The organism is Streptomyces sp. DSM 15324, assembly GCF_001514285.1.
Lineage (GTDB): Bacteria > Actinomycetota > Actinomycetes > Streptomycetales > Streptomycetaceae > Streptomyces.
This window is the reverse complement of the sequence record NZ_KQ949039.1, coordinates 16,021-31,726: the sequence shown is the minus strand read 5'-3', so window position 1 is coordinate 31,726 and position 15,706 is coordinate 16,021. Positions and strand designations below refer to the sequence as shown.

At 69.5% G+C, this 15,706-nt stretch carries 17 protein-coding genes; 7 read left to right on the top strand and 10 right to left on the bottom strand.

Going from position 1 to position 15,706, the window contains the following annotated elements; translation table 11 throughout:
- The first annotated feature begins 181 nt into the window (after nucleotides 1–181).
- The 5 genes from AQJ58_RS37070 (at nucleotide 182) to AQJ58_RS37050 (ending at nucleotide 5,836) form a co-directional block, all read left to right on the top strand.
- Complete coding sequence (locus tag AQJ58_RS37070) at nucleotides 182–1,360, top strand: tyrosine-type recombinase/integrase (RefSeq protein WP_234360429.1); 1,179 nt, start codon at nucleotides 182–184, stop codon at nucleotides 1,358–1,360.
- A complete protein-coding gene (locus AQJ58_RS45130; protein WP_067258590.1) occupies nucleotides 1,357–3,981 on the top strand; it encodes a tyrosine-type recombinase/integrase in 2,625 nt (874 codons plus the stop codon). The genes AQJ58_RS37070 and AQJ58_RS45130 overlap by 4 nt, the downstream gene beginning before the upstream one ends.
- Nucleotides 3,978–4,565: a DUF6262 family protein gene (locus AQJ58_RS37060; RefSeq protein ID WP_067258588.1), complete on the top strand. Its 588-nt coding sequence runs from the start codon at nucleotides 3,978–3,980 to the stop codon at nucleotides 4,563–4,565. Before AQJ58_RS45130 ends, AQJ58_RS37060 begins: the two co-directional genes overlap by 4 nt.
- 69 nt (nucleotides 4,566–4,634) lie before the next feature.
- Entirely contained in the window at nucleotides 4,635–5,210 is a 576-nt protein-coding gene (locus AQJ58_RS37055; RefSeq protein WP_067258586.1) for a hypothetical protein, read from the top strand.
- A gap of 146 nt (nucleotides 5,211–5,356) precedes the next feature.
- Nucleotides 5,357–5,836, top strand: coding sequence for a hypothetical protein (locus AQJ58_RS37050; protein ID WP_067258815.1), 480 nt, complete (start codon nucleotides 5,357–5,359; stop codon nucleotides 5,834–5,836).
- 115 nt (nucleotides 5,837–5,951) lie between these two features.
- Here AQJ58_RS37050 and dapD read toward each other — a convergent pair whose 3' ends face one another.
- Nucleotides 5,952–6,941 (bottom strand): 2,3,4,5-tetrahydropyridine-2,6-dicarboxylate N-succinyltransferase, encoded by a 990-nt coding sequence (dapD, locus tag AQJ58_RS37045; RefSeq protein WP_067258584.1) that lies wholly within the window; start codon nucleotides 6,939–6,941, stop codon nucleotides 5,952–5,954.
- 133 nt (nucleotides 6,942–7,074) lie between these two features.
- Nucleotides 7,075–8,304, bottom strand: coding sequence for an MFS transporter (locus AQJ58_RS37040; RefSeq protein WP_067258582.1), 1,230 nt, complete (start codon nucleotides 8,302–8,304; stop codon nucleotides 7,075–7,077).
- A 125-nt stretch (nucleotides 8,305–8,429) separates the two neighbouring features.
- Between AQJ58_RS37040 and AQJ58_RS37035 the strand changes: the two genes are divergently transcribed.
- Nucleotides 8,430–9,341 carry a winged helix-turn-helix transcriptional regulator gene (locus AQJ58_RS37035; protein ID WP_067258579.1) on the top strand — a complete coding sequence of 304 codons (912 nt, stop codon included), beginning with the start codon at nucleotides 8,430–8,432 and terminating at the stop codon, nucleotides 9,339–9,341.
- Here the strand turns inward: AQJ58_RS37035 and AQJ58_RS37030 are convergent.
- Together AQJ58_RS37030 and AQJ58_RS37025 are read right to left on the bottom strand one after the other, a co-directional pair.
- On the bottom strand, nucleotides 9,283–9,867 hold the full coding sequence (locus AQJ58_RS37030) for a TetR/AcrR family transcriptional regulator (RefSeq protein ID WP_067258578.1): 585 nt from the start codon (nucleotides 9,865–9,867) through the stop codon (nucleotides 9,283–9,285). The genes AQJ58_RS37035 and AQJ58_RS37030 overlap by 59 nt on opposite strands.
- Entirely contained in the window at nucleotides 9,867–10,187 is a 321-nt protein-coding gene (locus AQJ58_RS37025) for a DMT family transporter (RefSeq protein ID WP_067258575.1), read from the bottom strand. Before AQJ58_RS37025 ends, AQJ58_RS37030 begins: the two co-directional genes overlap by 1 nt.
- A gap of 200 nt (nucleotides 10,188–10,387) precedes the next feature.
- Between AQJ58_RS37025 and AQJ58_RS37020 the strand changes: the two genes are divergently transcribed.
- Nucleotides 10,388–11,266 carry an AbfB domain-containing protein gene (locus AQJ58_RS37020; protein ID WP_067258572.1) on the top strand — a complete coding sequence of 293 codons (879 nt, stop codon included), beginning with the start codon at nucleotides 10,388–10,390 and terminating at the stop codon, nucleotides 11,264–11,266.
- Between the two features lie 75 nt (nucleotides 11,267–11,341).
- On the opposite strand, the gene AQJ58_RS37015 is transcribed toward AQJ58_RS37020, so the two are convergent.
- Genes AQJ58_RS37015 through sufD form a run of 6 tightly spaced genes read right to left on the bottom strand, consistent with a single transcriptional unit; the run spans nucleotide 11,342 to nucleotide 15,675 of the window.
- Complete coding sequence (locus AQJ58_RS37015) at nucleotides 11,342–11,674, bottom strand: metal-sulfur cluster assembly factor (protein ID WP_067258571.1); 333 nt, start codon at nucleotides 11,672–11,674, stop codon at nucleotides 11,342–11,344.
- Nucleotides 11,671–12,135 (bottom strand): Fe-S cluster assembly sulfur transfer protein SufU, encoded by a 465-nt coding sequence (sufU, locus tag AQJ58_RS37010; protein ID WP_067258568.1) that lies wholly within the window; start codon nucleotides 12,133–12,135, stop codon nucleotides 11,671–11,673. Before sufU ends, AQJ58_RS37015 begins: the two co-directional genes overlap by 4 nt.
- A 16-nt stretch (nucleotides 12,136–12,151) precedes the next feature.
- A complete protein-coding gene (locus AQJ58_RS37005) occupies nucleotides 12,152–13,408 on the bottom strand; it encodes a cysteine desulfurase (RefSeq protein ID WP_067258565.1) in 1,257 nt (418 codons plus the stop codon).
- Nucleotides 13,405–14,169 carry a Fe-S cluster assembly ATPase SufC gene (sufC, locus tag AQJ58_RS37000; protein ID WP_055636906.1) on the bottom strand — a complete coding sequence of 255 codons (765 nt, stop codon included), beginning with the start codon at nucleotides 14,167–14,169 and terminating at the stop codon, nucleotides 13,405–13,407. Before sufC ends, AQJ58_RS37005 begins: the two co-directional genes overlap by 4 nt.
- Nucleotides 14,170–14,176: 7 nt before the next feature.
- Nucleotides 14,177–14,494: a non-heme iron oxygenase ferredoxin subunit gene (locus AQJ58_RS36995; protein ID WP_067258562.1), complete on the bottom strand. Its 318-nt coding sequence runs from the start codon at nucleotides 14,492–14,494 to the stop codon at nucleotides 14,177–14,179.
- Nucleotides 14,494–15,675, bottom strand: a complete 1,182-nt coding sequence (gene sufD, locus AQJ58_RS36990; protein ID WP_067258560.1) for a Fe-S cluster assembly protein SufD — start codon at nucleotides 15,673–15,675, stop codon at nucleotides 14,494–14,496. The genes AQJ58_RS36995 and sufD overlap by 1 nt, the downstream gene beginning before the upstream one ends.
- Between the last annotated feature and the right edge of the window lie 31 nt (nucleotides 15,676–15,706).

The following is a 15,706-nucleotide window of genomic DNA, read 5'->3' as shown; positions in this document are numbered from 1 at the left end:
GAGGGTGCTGCCCTACGGTGGGCGCATGAGCCGCCCCCTGCTGTTCCTGGACGTCGACTTTACCGACCGCGGGTAGTGCTGCCCGTGATGTCCGTCTGGGCCTGTGACTTGGGCGTCATGGGCTCGTTTACCGACCGGGACCGTGACGTCAGTCATGTTCCGGAGTCGGTACGGAGGACAAGTGGTACGGCACGTCGTGGTCGGGGACTTGAGGGTCCAGCGGATCGAGAGGAAGGACGGGCGGAGATCATGGACGATCGTCTGGCCCGAGGGCACGCTGCACACGGAGGCGGACCGGTTCCTGCGTGAGCACGAGGGCTCGGGCACGCAGAAGACCTACGCGTACTACCTGGTGGACCACCTGCGGTGGCTGGAGCGAGAGTGTCTGGCCTTCGAAACGGTCCAACTGCGCGATCTGGAAAGGTACATGGGGATCGTCGGTGCCGAGGTCCGCATGCCTCTCGGAGAACCGTGGCGGGTGGGTAAGCGCCCTTACGGCCGCTCGGCGCTGTCGACCGCGGCGGCCTGCTTGAAGGGCTTCTACCTGCACCAAGCCGCGCTCGGCGTAAACGGCGAACTCGGCAAGAAACTCGACAGGTCCCGGCTGCCGTCGCGGGTGGACCGCCGTCGCTCGTTCCTCGGTCATGTGAAGTCGCCGCTGCCCACGAATCCGCTGGCGCCGAAGGGGCCGCACCGCCGGCACCCGAAGATGTTGCCGGACGGGGCGAGGGAGAGGCTGCTGGAAACGGTGAACGCCGCCCGTGACCGGCTGGTCGTGGACTGGCTCGCCGACGGTGGCCTGCGGATCGGCGAGCTGTGCGGGCTGCACCTGGTCGACCTGCACCTTCGGGAGAACGCTGCCTGCGGCGAGTGCCGCACCCCGCATCTGCATGTCTGCCACCGGCCCGGCAACCCGAACGGGGCAGAGGCCAAGACCAAGCACCCGTGGCGGGTCGAGCGCGGGATGGTCACCGGCGGGCTGATCAAGCGTGTCAGCCCGGCGATGGTGCACTCCTACTTCGAGTACATCACCACCGAGTACCCGCGCAGCGTCCGGCACGGAATGCTCCTGGTCCAACTGCACGGCGCCGATACGGGCCAGCCGTGGACCCCGGTCGGCGCCCGCCGGATGCTCGGCCGGGCCGGGAAACGCGCTGGGCTGGGGCTGGTGAAACCCCATGCCTTCCGGCACACCTTTACCTCGGCGGTTCTCGACGCCGCGGGCGGCAACACCCTGATCGCCCGGGACGCGGGCGGCTGGGCCTCGGCCGCGATGGTCGACGAGGTCTACGGGCACGTCGACATCCACGATCCGGTCTTCGACGCCGCTCTGCGCACGGTCTGGGGTGAGGACCGGTGAAGCGCCGGGACGCGTTTCTGCTGCCCTTGCTGAACACGCACCAGGACCACACGCGAATCGGCAGGGATCGCCTGGAGATCCTCACCGCGCTGACGAGCGCGCCCTCCTTCGACCCTCTGTTCCGCGACGACATCGTCCAGATCCCGCGAGGGCACCAGACCTACCGGTGGTTCTGCCGGGTCACCGACTGCCAGCGCGTCACCGGTCTCGGCGACTTCTGCCACGCCCATCGCCAGGAGTGGCTCACGGCAGCGAAAGAAGGCGTCATCAGGTCAGCATTCCTCAGCACTGCTGAACCATTGAGCCAGACAACCGAGCATGACGGGAATCTGGCCTGTCTGATCTGCCCCGGACGACCCGCGCGGGCAGGTCGGTACCGTCTCTGCAGATATCACCTCCAGAAATGGAGTCGGACGCGAGCCGGACAGGACGCCGCACCCGACTTCGGTGGGTGGGCCGCCGAGCAAAGCCCTGCTCCGGGGTTCGGGACCTGCACGGTGCTGGTCTGTCCCCTGCTGGCAGAGTCGCCGCTGGGACTGTGCCAGCGACACACTCACGCCTACCGGAGGGCGGGTTCTCCCGGCGGCGCGTCCATTCCGGGCGGATCGTGGCGCGGGGGGCGAGTCGCTGTCAGCTACGTCGACCACGTCCAGTTCCGTGCGTGGTGCGCCAGGGAGATCGCGGTCTCTGTGCCCGCTCAGCTGAATTTGCGCGGGCTGAGGCCGCTGCCGCGAGCGGAAATCCAGTGGGGGTTGTTCGCTCATACGCAGCGGTCGCGTCCGGCCCGCTGGGATGTCACCGCGCTCCGCATGGTGGTGAACGCCTGCCGCGAGCAGGATGCGACCTCGATCGTCGATCTGGACCTTGCTTGCCTGACCAAGGCCGCCAGCGGGGTCGTGAAAGAGATCCTCCACGAGTTGCGCCTGGTCTACTTCACAACTGAGGAGGCCAAAGAGGCCGGATTCCTCGAAACGAGGCACTTCGGTATCAGTTACGAGAACCGGCTCGGGCACATCAGCCTCACCGCGATCTCTCAACGGTGGCTGCGGGACATCACGTGGGACTACTTCGCGGAACTCCTGCGCTCCCCGCGCTGCCCCAACAGTGCCCACACGCTTGACCAGATTCGTCGAGCGATGATCGAGTTGAGCGCTTTCATCGAGGCCGACGCTCCCGGCGGGGGCCACGACCCCGCAGTCCTGGCGAAGGAACACGCCGACCGCTTCGTCGCAGATCAGCGATATCGCGAGCGCCACGCGCTCCCGTCTTTGGCCATGGTCCGGGTCGATGGGAAGGCGAGCATCGTCACGACCGGCACGCGATCGTTGGTCTTCAACCACACCCGCAGGATCCTCCGTAAGGCGATGGACGATGGCGTGACCGGCGCCATCGGTCTGGCCAGGGAGTTCGTCATCGCGTTGCCGAATGCCGGCGGCACCGCCTACCAGAAGCGGCGACGCCCCTTCGCCGACGAGGTGGCACGCGCACTGGCCGACGAACACAATCTCGCCGAGTTCACACGCGTCCACGATCCGGATGACGAGGGCGCCCGGGACATCTGGGAGATCCTCGTGGTCACCGGACGGCGGTTGGGGGAGGTCATCGAGCTCCGCTGGAACTGCATCGGCCGGCTCAACGGGCTCGCGATGCTCTGGCACGACCAGACCAAGGTAGGCAACTACGACGCGGCCATCCGCATCCCCGAATCCCTCTACGCCCTCATCGCCGACCGGCAGCGCAAAACGCTCAGCCGGTTCGCCGACGAACACGGCTACACCCCTACGGGCAAGGAACGCGACGGACTCGCGCTGTTCCCCACCAACTACCGCAGCACCGACGGAACAATCGCGCTGAGCAGACCGTGGTTCTACAGCCGTTTCCGTCCCTGGGTCGACGCTATGGACATCGGCCATTGCGTCCCCCACCAGGCCCGCCACACCCTGGCCACCAGCCTCCTGCGTCAAGGCGCCACCCTCACCCACATCCGCCGCTACCTCGGACACGTCTCGGACCGGATGGCCGAGCACTACGTCCACCTCTCCAGCACCGATCTGGAGAACGTGCTCCAGCATGTCTGGGTCGCCGGCCCCGGCACGACCGCTCCTGGGGAGCTCCTTGCAGGGGACTCAGCCGAGGCGCTCACGAAGGAGCAGGCTCTGGCCATCGCCGTCGACCTCGCCCGCCGCAGCACCCCGGCCGAGGGTGGCTTCTGCACCTTCCAGCCGGTCGTCGACGGCGGTGCCTGTCCCTGGAACCTCGACTGCCACAACTGCGACAAGTTCGTCCTCTCCGGCGCGGATCTCCTCTACTGGCGGCGGAAACGGGAACAGTGGCGGCAACTGGCCGAAGGCGCCTCGGACGACGCCACCGCCGACTACCTCCACCGCTACTTCGAGCCGACCGCCCGCGCCATCGACGGCTTGGAGAAAGCCCTGGCCGGCCTCGGGCTGCTCGATGACGCCCTCGCCCTGGACCTGCGCAAACCGCAGGACTACTTCCACCGCGTGTGGTCCACCGCCTTCCGCGCCGCCGACCTCGCCGCCGCGGGCAGCGAAGACGAGCAGAGCGAGTACAGCGATACGCGCACAACCGACAACGACCCTGATCAGGAAATCGCATGAAGACCGCTGCCGTCCCAGAACCCCGCACGGCCGCCGCCCTGGCGGCCCGCCGCCACAAGACCGAGGCCGCCCTCCAGCGGGTCCGGGAAGCCATCACCCGACTTCAGCGCGAGAAAACCCAGGTCAGCATCGCCGCCGTCGCCCGTCGCGCGGACGTCTCGCGCACCTTCCTCTACAACAACGCCGAGGCCCGAGCCACGATCACCAGCGCGATGGCCGAGTCCGGAAGCCGCCGGGCACAGTTGCTCGCCGACCAGGACGACGAGCGCGAGGCGACCTGGCGCGAACGTGCCCTGAACGCTGAGGAAGGTCTCAAGACCGCCCAGGCCGAGATCCTCACCCAGCGCACCCGCATCGGTGAACTCCTCGGGCAAATCCGGGACTTGGAAGCCGAGTGGACCGAAGAGGCCATCCAGCGGATCACCACCGAGAACACCACCCTCAAACAACGCGTCCGCCAGCTCACAACCGATAACCGCACCCTCGACGAGCGGCTCAAGGCAGCCCGATCCAACCTCCGCTTCCAGGACCGCCGCGTCGCCGACCTCGAAGCCCGCCTCACCGACCCGGCACCAGGGAACTGAGCGTCGCCCCGATCGTCCGTCGCACCCCCGACAGGAAATCTTCTGTCGGGGGTGCCTCACAATGTCGACGTGGATTCAGCCTGGGGAACAGCCCTCATCGCCTTGGGCGGCACACTCGTTGGTGCCGCCGTCTCCCTGTTCGGCGGCATCTGGCAGCAGAGGCGGAACGAGAAGGTCACCGAAGCGAACCGTCGGACAGTTCTGCGGGAGGCCAGCCTTGAACGTATCGCAGAAGAGCTCTTCGCCATCAACCGGCATGCGGAGTCGATCCCCCATCAACACACCCCAGCCCACGAACACTTGGCCTGGGAGAAGACGCTGCGGGAGCACCTGATCCGGATCGAGATGGCCACTCTGCGTTTGGACGACCCAAAGCTGCTGGCCGTGATCCACGACATGTGCTCGCTGCTCAGGGACTGGGACAGACTGCAGCCGGATGCCTGGCCGCGTGAAGTAGTGACAGGCGCACCCCAGCATGCAATCGACAGCATCAGAGCGCACCTGACAGGAAAGCCACTGCCCCGACCGGGTCGGGACATCCAGAAACTCTGGGCAGCACGAGAGGCTGCGGACGAGTACGAGCGCGTGGCCGCCGAGGAAACACGCCTGGCCACGGAAGAAATGCGCCGGAACTCTTCAACCTGATCCAGCCCGCACAAGGCCGTCCCACGAGACCACTCGGACGAGTGACAGCAACGGCCTCAACTCCCCGTCACGGACATGTAGTCTATGAATCGTCGCAGTTCAGAGCAGGTTCGCGAGCTCCTGCGGTCGGTAAAGTCGACGGGCCGCTGAATCCGTACGCCGCCAAGGCCCAGCGGCGCCCCGAGGGGTATACGACGATCAGGGCGTCCGTGCGGCCGGGGCGGCCGTTGCGGGTCTGGCTGAACCCGGGACACGGGGCGGCGCTGCTGCGGCTTCCCTACGAGCTGGTCTGGGCCACGACCTGGATGGCCCTCGCCAATCGCTGGATCGCGCCGGTGGTGGGGCTGCCCGCCCTCCCCCACGTCGACTTCGGCCCGGCCCTGTTCGCCGAGCGGCCCGACGGCGTCCACTGGAAGACGGAGACCCTCGTCGCCCATGCCGGGGGCCGCCCCTTCGCCTGGGTCGACGACGAACTCTCCCCCGCCGACACCGGCTTCGTCACCGCCCACCACCCGGCCCCCGCGCTGCTGCACCACGTCAGTCCACGCGTGGGCCTGGGGGACGGGGACTTCGAGACGTTGCGGGGATTCGCGCGGGGGCTGGGCGTCCAGGGGGTTCCCGGGTGACGGGAAATCAGTGGCCGGCCGCGTGCCGCGGCCGGCTCCGGGGGACGGCCCCTCATGGCCGAGCGCCCTCCCCCGGGAAGGGAGGGCGCTCGGTGGTGACCGGTGGGGGCGGCGGTCAGTTGTGGCTGTGGAGGATGTCGTTCAGGCCGCCCCAGACCGCGTTGTTCGGGCGGGCCTCCACCGTGCCGGTGACCGAGTTGCGGCGGAAGAGGATGTGGGAGGCGCCGGAGAGTTCGCGGGCCTTGACGATCTGGCCGTCGGGCATGGTGATGCGGGTGCCGGCGGTGACGTAGAGGCCGGCCTCGACCACGCACTCGTCGCCGAGCGCGATGCCCACGCCCGCCTCGGCGCCGATGAGGCAGCGCTCGCCGATGGAGATGATGACATTGCCGCCGCCGGAGAGCGTGCCCATCGTGGAGGCGCCGCCGCCGATGTCCGAGCCGTCACCGATGATCACGCCGGCCGAGATGCGGCCCTCGACCATCGAGGTGCCGAGGGTGCCGGCGTTGAAGTTGACGAAGCCCTCGTGCATGACCGTCGTGCCCTCGGCGAGGTGCGCGCCGAGGCGGACACGGTCGGCGTCGGCGATCCGGACGCCCTTGGGGGCGACGTAGTCCGTCATGCGCGGGAACTTGTCGATGGACGTCACCTGGAGGTGGAGGCCCGCGGCGCGGGCGTTCAGGCGGACCTTCTCCACGTCGTCGACGGCGACCGGGCCGAGGGAGGTCCAGGCGACGTTGGCGAGGTGGGCGAAGATGCCGTCCAGGTTCTGGCCGTGCGGGCGGACCAGCCGGTGCGAGAGGAGGTGGAGGCGGAGGTAGACGTCGTGCGCGTCGAGCGGCTTGGCGTCGAGGGAGGCGATGACCGTGCGGACCGCTACGACCTCCACACCTCGGCGGGGGTCCGGGCCGATGGCCGCGGTCGCGCCCGCACCGAGGAGTTCCGCGGCCTGCTCGGCGGTGAGGCGCTCGGTGCCGGAGGGGCCGGGGTCGGTCACCAGCTCGGGGGCCGGGAACCAGGTGTCGAGGATCGTGCCGTCGGCGGCGAGGGTGGCGAGGCCGGAGGCCACCGCGCCGGTGGTGCCAGGAGCAGTCGTATCGGTCATGGGAAGAACCTAACCGGACGAAGAGTGCGGAGGCTAACCAGCGGGGCGTCGTCTCAGGTGGCGGGCCGAGGGGGCGGGGAAACGGGGCAGGAAAAGGGGAAGAAAGGGAGGCGGGGGAGGTCGGGGGCGGCTCTCAGCCGACGGCCTGCTCAGGGCGCCCGGTCCGGGACGCCTGCGCCGGGGTCTCCCGCTCGCCGCCTCGGGGTGTGCGGGGCGTGGCGGCCAGTACCGCCGCTCCCGCCAGCGCCGCGAGGGCCGCGCACAGGGGCCAGAGGACGGTCGGGTGTGCCGCGTAGAGGGTGCCTCCCAGGGGGGCCGCCAGGACCACCCCGGTGATCGACGCGCCCGCGTAGAGGGACTGGAAGCGGCCCTGGACGTGGGGTGGGGCCTCGTCCGCCATGTAGGCGGTGGCCGTGGTCTTGTAGAGGAGTTCGCCGAGGGTGAGGAGGGTCATCATGGCGGCGGCCGTGGTGACGCTCGCACCCAGCAGGAGGGTCGCGTAGCCGGCGCCCACCAGGAGGAGGCCCGTTCCGACGATGCGGAGGGGGGCGCGGCGGCGCAGGGCCAGGGCCGCCGGGAGTTCCAGGCAGAGGAGGACCGCTCCGTTGACGGCCAGGAGCGCGCCGTACACGCCCGTGTCCATGTGGTGGTCGGCCAGGTAGAGCGGGAACGTGGAGTACTGCTGGCGGTAGACGACGTCGGTGATCACGATCGCCACGAGGAGGGTGAGGACGGCCGGCCGGGTGCGGAGTTCCGGCCAGAGGCCGCCCGCGGCACGCCGGGGCGGGCGGCGGTGGGCGGTGGTTCCGGCGGGGAACACCCGGGCCGTCCAGGCCGCCAGGGCCAGGCTGCCGATGCCTTCGGCCGTGTAGAGCCAGTCGTAGGAGAGGTGGGTGGCCACGAAGGCGCCCAGGACGGGGCCGATGGTGAAGCCGCCGTTCGCCGAGGCCCGGATCAGGGCGAAGGCCTGGCGGCGGGCACCTTCGGGCACGATCACCGCCACGAGGGCGGAGTTGGCCGCGCGCTGCACGCCGGAGGTGTACTGCGCCAGGGGCAGGACCGCGTACAGGGCGGGGGTGGGGAGGGCGGGGACGGCCGCGAGGAGGGCCCCGGAGGCGGTCGCCGCGGTGAGGAGGACCCGGCGGTGGCCGAGGTGGTCGCCGTACCAGCCGCCGGTGAAGTTGCCCGCCAGCAGTCCGACGCCGCCGAGCCCCACCAGGAGGCCCGCCTCGCCGGGGCTCAGGGCGCGGGGGCCGGTCAGATAGAGGAAGACGAAGACGAAACTGACGCTGACGGTCATGTTGGCGAACGTGCCGGCCGCCAGGAGCCATACCGGTCGCGGCAGGTGCCGAAGTCCTCGCACTCTTCCCCCCGAGTGAGTACCTGCTCGGGTGAGTCCCCCCTGCGGGCCCCGTCCGAGTGAGTTCCTTTTGGGAACTCACTGTGTCAGCATGACAGCCTCGGGTCAATGGAGAAGGGAGGCCTGCCATGGCCCGCAGGACGAGCCTCGACGACTCCACCTGCGCGATCGCGCAGGCCCTGGACGTCGTGGGTGACTGGTGGACGCTGCTGATCGTGCGGGACGCGGCGCGCGGGGTGCACCGGTTCGACGCGCTGCAACGTGAACTCGGGCTGTCCCGGAAGGTGTTGACCGAGCGGCTGCGGCTGCTGGTGGAGGCCGACGTGCTGGTGCGGGTGCCCTACCAGGAGCGGCCCGTGCGGTACGAGTACCGGCTCACCCCGAGGGGGCGCGCGCTGCTGCCGGTGCTGGTGGCCCTTCAGGACTGGGGGGACGCCTGGGTGCTGGGCAACGGCGGGACCACGGCCACGGCCGAGGAGGCGTCAGCCGAGGGGCGGCGGGTGCACGCCCTCGCGGGGACCCGGGTGCCGGAGCTGCGCCTGGTCGACGACCGGGGGGAGGTGCGGGATCCGGTCGACGACGAACTGCCGTACACGGTTCTGTACTGCTTTCCGGGGGCCTTCGCCCGGGGGGCGTCCTACCCGCCCGGGTGGGCCGACATCCCGGGGACCGCGGGCTGCACGCTGGAGTCGTGCACCTACCGGGACCGCAGGGGCAAGTTCCGGGAGGCGGGAGCCGCCGTGCGCGGGGTGTCGACGCAACGGGCCGATGAGCAGCGGGAGTTCTCCGAGAAGGAGGGGCTCGGGTTTCCGTTGCTGTCCGATGCGGAGTTGTCGTTCATCGGGGCCCTGCGGCTGCCGACGTTCCGGGCGTCCGGTGCCACTCGGCTGAAGCGGCTGACGCTGGTCGTGGACCGGGAGCGGGTGGTGCGGGAGGTGCAGTATCCCGTCACCGATGTGACGGGGAGTGTGGCCGCCGCGCTCAGTGCGGTGCGGCGGTTGGGGGCTCCGGAGAGTCCGGGGACGGGGACGGGGGGATGAGGCGGGCGAGGGCCTGCCTGGCGTACTCCTTGTCGTAGGGGGTGTCGGTGAGGAGCACCTGGAGGCAGATGCCGTCCATGAGGGCCACCAGGGCACGGGCCGTCAGCGGGTCGGTGCGGGGGGCCAGGAGGGCGGCCATCGCGTCGGCCCACTCGGCCGCCACCGGGCGCAGGGCGGGGCGGCGCAGGGCGGCCAGGTACAGCTCGTACTCCAGTTCCACGCCGGTGCGCTCGCCCGCCAGCCAGGCACCGAGCCAGGCCGCCAGTTCGGTGGGCAGGTCGGCCCGCGGGTCCGACAGCGCCCCGCGGGCCGCGACCACCTTGGCGAAGCCCTCGTTGGCCTGGCGCAGGGCGGCCGTCATCAGGTCGTCGAGGGTGCGGAAGTGGTACGTGGTGGAGCCCAGGGGGACGTCCGCCTCGGCCGCCACCGAGCGGTGGGTGAGGCCGGCCAGGCCCTTGCGGGCGACCACGCGGATCGCCGCGTCGATGATCCGCTGGCGGCGCTCGGGGTCGTAGCGGCGGGCCATCAGTGCGCACCTCCGAGGTTCAGGACCACCACTCCGCCGATGATCAGGAAGACTCCGGCGATCTTCGTGAGGGTCAGGGACTCGCCGAAGAGGGCGAGACCGAGGACGGCGATGGTCGCGGTGCCCGCCCCGGACCAGATCGCGTACGCCGTGCCGATCCCGACCGACTTCAGAGTCTGGGAGAGGAGGAGGAAGGAGACGGCGTACCCCACCGCCGTCAACAGCGTGGGCCAGAGCCTGCTGAAGCCCTCGCTGTACTTCATGGCGGTCGTCGCGGCCACCTCGGCGGCGATGGCTCCGGAGAGCGTCAGGTATCCCATGTGTACGAGCGTACACAACGAATCGGGGTGATATGTACGGACGTACGCATGCAACCCGTGGACAGACGCGAAAGCGTTATCGAAAGCGCTCACCCAAACGGCTGAACACGAGCCACAGCGTCCACTACTGTTTCACCGTTCACATACCGGGCCATCGCAGCCGCGGCCGCCGTCAGCAGCGCCGCTGGAGGAACTAGCGCATGCCAGAAAACAAGTCCCGGCCGCCCCAGGAGCAACCGTGGGAGAACGGCTGGGCCCCGGACACCTCCCGGGCCCCCGGAACCCGACGGCTCTGGCTGGCCGGCGGACTCGCCGTGGCCACCGTCGTCGCGTGCGTGACCGCGATCGCCGTCAACGACCGGGATTCCGCCGGGAGTTCGGAAGCACGCCAGGGACGGACGCTGTCCGGCGACCCCGACTCGGACGGCCTGATCTCGTTCGCCACGCCCTCGGTCTCCGCCGACGGCACCGCCTCCTCGACGGCGGCCGGCCACCGGGGCACCGACAGCTCCTCCCCGTCCGTCTCCTCCTCGCCCTCGGTGGCCGGAGAGGCCTCCCCGTCCGCCGACGGGACGGATGACGGCGCCAGCCCCTCGCCGCACACCTCGGGCAAGGCCTCGACGTCCCCGACCCGCAAGCCCACCGAGCCCCCGCCGACCAGCTACGAACGGTCGGTGCGGTCCGTCAACTACCCGGACCGTTACTGGCATCTGAGCAGCGGTCTGGTGAAGCTCGACCCGCTGCGCGGCTCGGAGTCCCGCCAGGACTCCACCTTCACCGTGGTCAAGGGGCTGACGGACAGCGCCTGTTACTCCTTCAAGACGAACGACGGCCGGTACCTGCGGCACCGCAGCTTCGTGCTCCACGCCGACAGCTACGACGGCTCCTCCCTGTTCAAGCAGGACGCCACCTTCTGCGCGCGCCCCTCCTCCTACTCCGGCGCCGTCATGCTGGAGTCGGTCAACTACCCCGGCCGCTACCTGCGCCACAAGGACTTCCAGGTCCGCCTCGACACGTACCAGAACAGCGATCTGTACCGTGCCGACTCGGCGTTCCGGTTCGTGGCCGGACTGGGCTGAGACCTCAGGACGAACGAGCGAGTGGCGGCACCCCCCGGAAGGGGTGCCGCCACTCGCTCGTTTCCGCTGGTGATCTCAGACGTTGAAGCCAAGCGCGCGCAGCTGCTCGCGGCCGTCGTCCGTGATCTTGTCGGGGCCCCACGGGGGCATCCAGACCCAGTTGATGCGCAGTTCGTTGACGAGGCCGTCCGTGGCGGACTTGGCCTGGTCCTCGATGACGTCCGTCAGCGGGCAGGCCGCGGAGGTCAGGGTCATGTCGATCGTCGCGATGTTCGCGTCGTCGATGTGGATGCCGTAGATGAGACCCAGGTTGACGACATCGATGCCCAGCTCGGGGTCGACGACGTCGTACAGCGCCTCGCGGACCTCGTCCTCGGAGGCCGGCTTCATCTCCACGGTGTCGGTCATGCCGTCTTCCTTTCGGCGTCCGAGCCCAGTGCCTGGGCCGTCGCGTCCTTCCACGCCATCCAGCTCAGGAGGGCGCACTTGACCCGGGCCGGGTACTTGGAGACACCGGCGAACGCGACCGCGTCCTCCAGCACCTCCTCCATCGCGTCGTCGGGCTCGATCCGGCCCTTGGACTGCATCAGCTCCAGGAAGGTCTCCTGGATCTTCTGCGCCTCGGACACGTCCTTGCCGACCAGGAGGTCGTTGAGGACGGACGCGCTGGCCTGGCTGATGGAGCAGCCCTGCCCCTCGTAGGAGACGTCCTCGATCTTCGTGCCGTCGTACTTCACCCGCAGGGTGATCTCGTCACCGCAGGTGGGGTTGACGTGGTGCACCTCGGCGTCGCCGTCCCGCAGACCACGCCCGTGCGGGTGCTTGTAGTGGTCCAGGATGACTTCCTGGTACATCGAGTCGAGCTTCACGGTGTCAGCACGCCCCTCAGCCGAAGAAGTTCCGTACGTGCTCCAGACCGTCGACCAGTGCGTCGATCTCGGCCGGCGTGGAGTACAGATAGAACGACGCTCGCGTGGTCGCGGGAATTCCGTACCGCAGGCAGACCGGGCGCGCGCAGTGGTGGCCGACGCGGACCGCTATGCCCTGCTCGTCCAGCACCTGGCCCACGTCGTGCGGGTGGATGTCGCCGAGCGTGAAGGAGATCGCCGCGCCCCGGTCCTCGGCGGTGGTGGGGCCGATGATCCGCAGGTCCGGCACCTCCGTCAGGCGGCGCACGGCGTACTCCGTCAGCGCGTGCTCATGGGCGAGGATCCTGTCCATGCCGATGGCGTTCAGGTAGTCGATCGCCGCGCCGAGACCGACCGCCTGGGCGATCGGCGGGGTGCCCGCCTCGAACTTGTGGGGGGCGGGAGCGTACGTCGACGAGTGCATCGACACCGTCTCGATCATCTCGCCGCCGCCGAGGAACGGGGGCAGGTCCTCCAGGAGTTCCTGGCGGCCCCAGAGCACACCGATGCCGGTCGGGGCGCACATCTTGTGGCCGGTGAAGGCCACGAAGTCGGCCTGGAGGGCCTGCACGTCCAGCGGCATGTGGGGCGCGGCCTGCGAGGCGTCGATGCAGACCAGCGCGCCGACCTCCTGGGCGCGGCGCACTATCGCCTCGACCGGGTTGACCGTGCCGAGGATGTTCGAGACCAGGACGAAGGAGACGATCTTCGTCTTCTCCGTGATGATCTCGTCGATGTTGGAGAGGTCGAGACGGCCGTCGTCCGTGAGACCGAACCACTTCAGCTTCGCACCCGTGCGCTGCGCGAGCAGCTGCCACGGCACGATGTTGGAGTGGTGCTCCATCTCGGTGATGACGATCTCGGTCTCGCGGTCCACCCGGTAGGGCTCGTCGGCCCAGCCGAGCATGTTCGCCACGAGGTTCAGCGATTCGGAGGCGTTCTTGGTGAAGATCACCTCGTCGCGGCTGGGCGCGTTGATGAACGCGGCGACCTTGTCGCGCGCGCCCTCGTACAACGCCGTGGCCTCCTCGGCGAGCACATGCACACCGCGGTGGACGTTGGCGTTGTAGCGCTCGTAGTACTCGCTCAGGGCGTCCAGCACCTGGCGCGGCTTCTGCGAGGTCGCCGCGTTGTCCAGGTACACGAGCTTCTTGTCGTCGTGGACCAGCCGGTCCAGGACGGGGAAGTCCTTACGGATCGCCTCGGCGTCGAGGAGGCCCGGCAGCTGTGTCACTCGGATGCGCCACCCTTCGTGTATGCCTCGTAGCCCTCGGCCTCCAGCTTGTCGGCGAGCTCGGGGCCACCCGACTCGACGATCTTCCCGGCGGCGAAGACGTGCACGTGGTCGGGCTTGATGTAGCGCAGGATGCGCGTGTAGTGCGTGATCAGCAGGGTGCCGACCTCGCCGGACTCCCGGACGCGGTTGACGCCCTCGGAGACGATGCGCAGGGCGTCGACGTCCAGACCGGAGTCCGTCTCGTCGAGGATCGCGACCTTGGGCTTGAGCAGTTCGAGCTGGAGGATCTCGTGGCGCTTCTTCTCACCGCCGGAGAAGCCCTCGTTGACGTTGCGCTCGGCGAAGGAGGGGTCCATGTTGAGGCGCTCCATGGCCTCCTTGACCTCCTTCACCCAGGTACGCAGCTTGGGGGCCTCGCCGCGGATGGCGGTGGCGGAGGTGCGCAGGAAGTTGGAGACCGAGACACCGGGGACCTCGACCGGGTACTGCATCGCCAGGAACAGGCCCGCGCGGGCGCGCTCGTCGACGGACATCTCCAGGACGTCCTCGCCGTCGAGCAGCACGGTGCCGCCGGTGATCGTGTACTTCGGGTGGCCCGCGAGGGAGTAGGCGAGGGTCGACTTGCCGGAGCCGTTGGGGCCCATGATGGCGTGCGTCTCGCCCTGCTTCACGGTGAGGTCGACGCCCTTGAGGATCTCCTTCGTGGCGTTGTCGGCCTCGACGGTGACGTGCAGGTCTCGGATTTCAAGCGTTGCCATGGTGGCCTCAGGACTCCTGGGTGAGGGAGACGAGCACGTCGTCCCCTTCGATCTTGACGGGGTATACGGGGACGGGGCGCGTCGCGGGAAGGCCGGACGGCTTGCCGGTGCGGAGGTCGAACGCGGAGCCGTGCAGCCAGCACTCGATCTGGCAGTCCTCCACCTCGCCCTCGGAGAGCGAGACGTTCGCGTGGGAGCAGATGTCGTGGATGGCGAACACCTCTCCCTCGGTTCGGACGACCGAGACCGGCGTGCCGTCGAGCTCCACCCGTTTGGGGGTGTCCTCCTCCAGCTCGCTCAGTCCGCAGGCGCGTACGAAGGCCATCAGACGGTGGCCTCCAGCTCGGTCTCGATCTTCGCGAGCAGGCGCTCCTCGATGTCCGGGACACCGATCTGCTGGACCAGCTCGGCGAAGAAGCCGCGGACCACCAGGCGGCGGGCCTCGTCGGCGGGGATGCCGCGGGCCATCAGGTAGAAGAGCTGCTCGTCGTCGAAGCGGCCGGTGGCGGAGGCGTGGCCGGCGCCGACGATCTCGCCGGTCTCGATCTCCAGGTTCGGCACCGAGTCGACGCGCGCACCGTCCGTGAGGACCAGGTTGCGGTTCATCTCGTAGGTGTCGGTGCCCTCGGCCGTGGCCTCGATCAGCACGTCACCGATCCACACCGCGTGCGCCTCGTCGCCCTGGAGGGCGCCCTTGTAGACCACGTGGGACGTGCAGTGCGGGACGTTGTGGTCGACCAGCAGGCGGTGCTCCTGGTGCTGGCCGGCGTCGGTGAAGTACAGCCCGAACAGCTCGGCCTCGGCGCCGGTGCCGGCGTAGGCGACGCGCGGGTGCAGGCGGACGACGTCGCCGCCGAAGGTGACGACGACCGACTTGAACGAGGCGTCGCGGCCGACGAGGGCGTTGTGCTGGGCCACGTGCACGGCCTTGTCGTCCCAGTCCTGGACGGAGACGACGGTGAGCTTGGCGCCGTCGCCGAGGACGTAGTCGACGTTGGCGGCGAGGACCGCGTCACCGGTGTGGTCGATGACGACGACGGCCTCGGCGAACGCCCCGAGCTGGATCACCTGGTGGCCGAAGGAGGTGCCGCCCTCGCCGTGCACCGCGATGCGGATGGGCTCGGTGAGGACCGTCTCCTTGGGAACGGTGATCACGCCGGCCTTCTCGAACGCCGAGTAGGCCTGGGCGGCGATCCGGTCCACGGGGGTGCCCGCCTTGCCGAGGCGCGGGTCGTCGCGGTCGACGGTCTCGACGATGACGCCCTCGGGGGCCTCGACAGCGACCTTGACGCCCTCGCCGGTCGCGACGGCGGTGCCGTCGTGCAGACCGCGCAGACGCTCCAGCGGGGTGAACCGCCACTCCTCCTCGCGGCCGTGCGGGACCGGGAAGTCCGCGACGTCGAAGGACGGGGGTGCGCTCATGCGCGTGGCGACGGTCGACTCGGCGGCGACCGCGATCGCGCCGGCGGTGGTGGACCCCACCGGGATATTCTGAGCCTCAGCCATGGCTGTCGTAATGCTCGCTTTCCGTTACGTA

What these genes read in the sequence shown, in the direction of transcription:
- AQJ58_RS37060 (WP_067258588.1), top strand. Translation starts at nt 3,978, where the DNA reads ATGAAGACCGCTGCCGTCCCAGAACCCCGCACGGCCGCCGCCCTGGCG.
- dapD (WP_067258584.1), bottom strand. Translation starts at nt 6,941, where the DNA reads ATGACCGATACGACTGCTCCTGGCACCACCGGCGCGGTGGCCTCCGGC.
- AQJ58_RS37035 (WP_067258579.1), top strand. Translation starts at nt 8,430, where the DNA reads ATGGCCCGCAGGACGAGCCTCGACGACTCCACCTGCGCGATCGCGCAG.
- AQJ58_RS37030 (WP_067258578.1), bottom strand. Translation starts at nt 9,867, where the DNA reads ATGGCCCGCCGCTACGACCCCGAGCGCCGCCAGCGGATCATCGACGCG.
- AQJ58_RS37025 (WP_067258575.1), bottom strand. Translation starts at nt 10,187, where the DNA reads ATGGGATACCTGACGCTCTCCGGAGCCATCGCCGCCGAGGTGGCCGCG.
- AQJ58_RS37020 (WP_067258572.1), top strand. Translation starts at nt 10,388, where the DNA reads ATGCCAGAAAACAAGTCCCGGCCGCCCCAGGAGCAACCGTGGGAGAAC.
- AQJ58_RS37015 (WP_067258571.1), bottom strand. Translation starts at nt 11,674, where the DNA reads ATGACCGACACCGTGGAGATGAAGCCGGCCTCCGAGGACGAGGTCCGC.
- sufC (WP_055636906.1), bottom strand. Translation starts at nt 14,169, where the DNA reads ATGGCAACGCTTGAAATCCGAGACCTGCACGTCACCGTCGAGGCCGAC.
- AQJ58_RS36995 (WP_067258562.1), bottom strand. Translation starts at nt 14,494, where the DNA reads ATGGCCTTCGTACGCGCCTGCGGACTGAGCGAGCTGGAGGAGGACACC.
- sufD (WP_067258560.1), bottom strand. Translation starts at nt 15,675, where the DNA reads ATGGCTGAGGCTCAGAATATCCCGGTGGGGTCCACCACCGCCGGCGCG.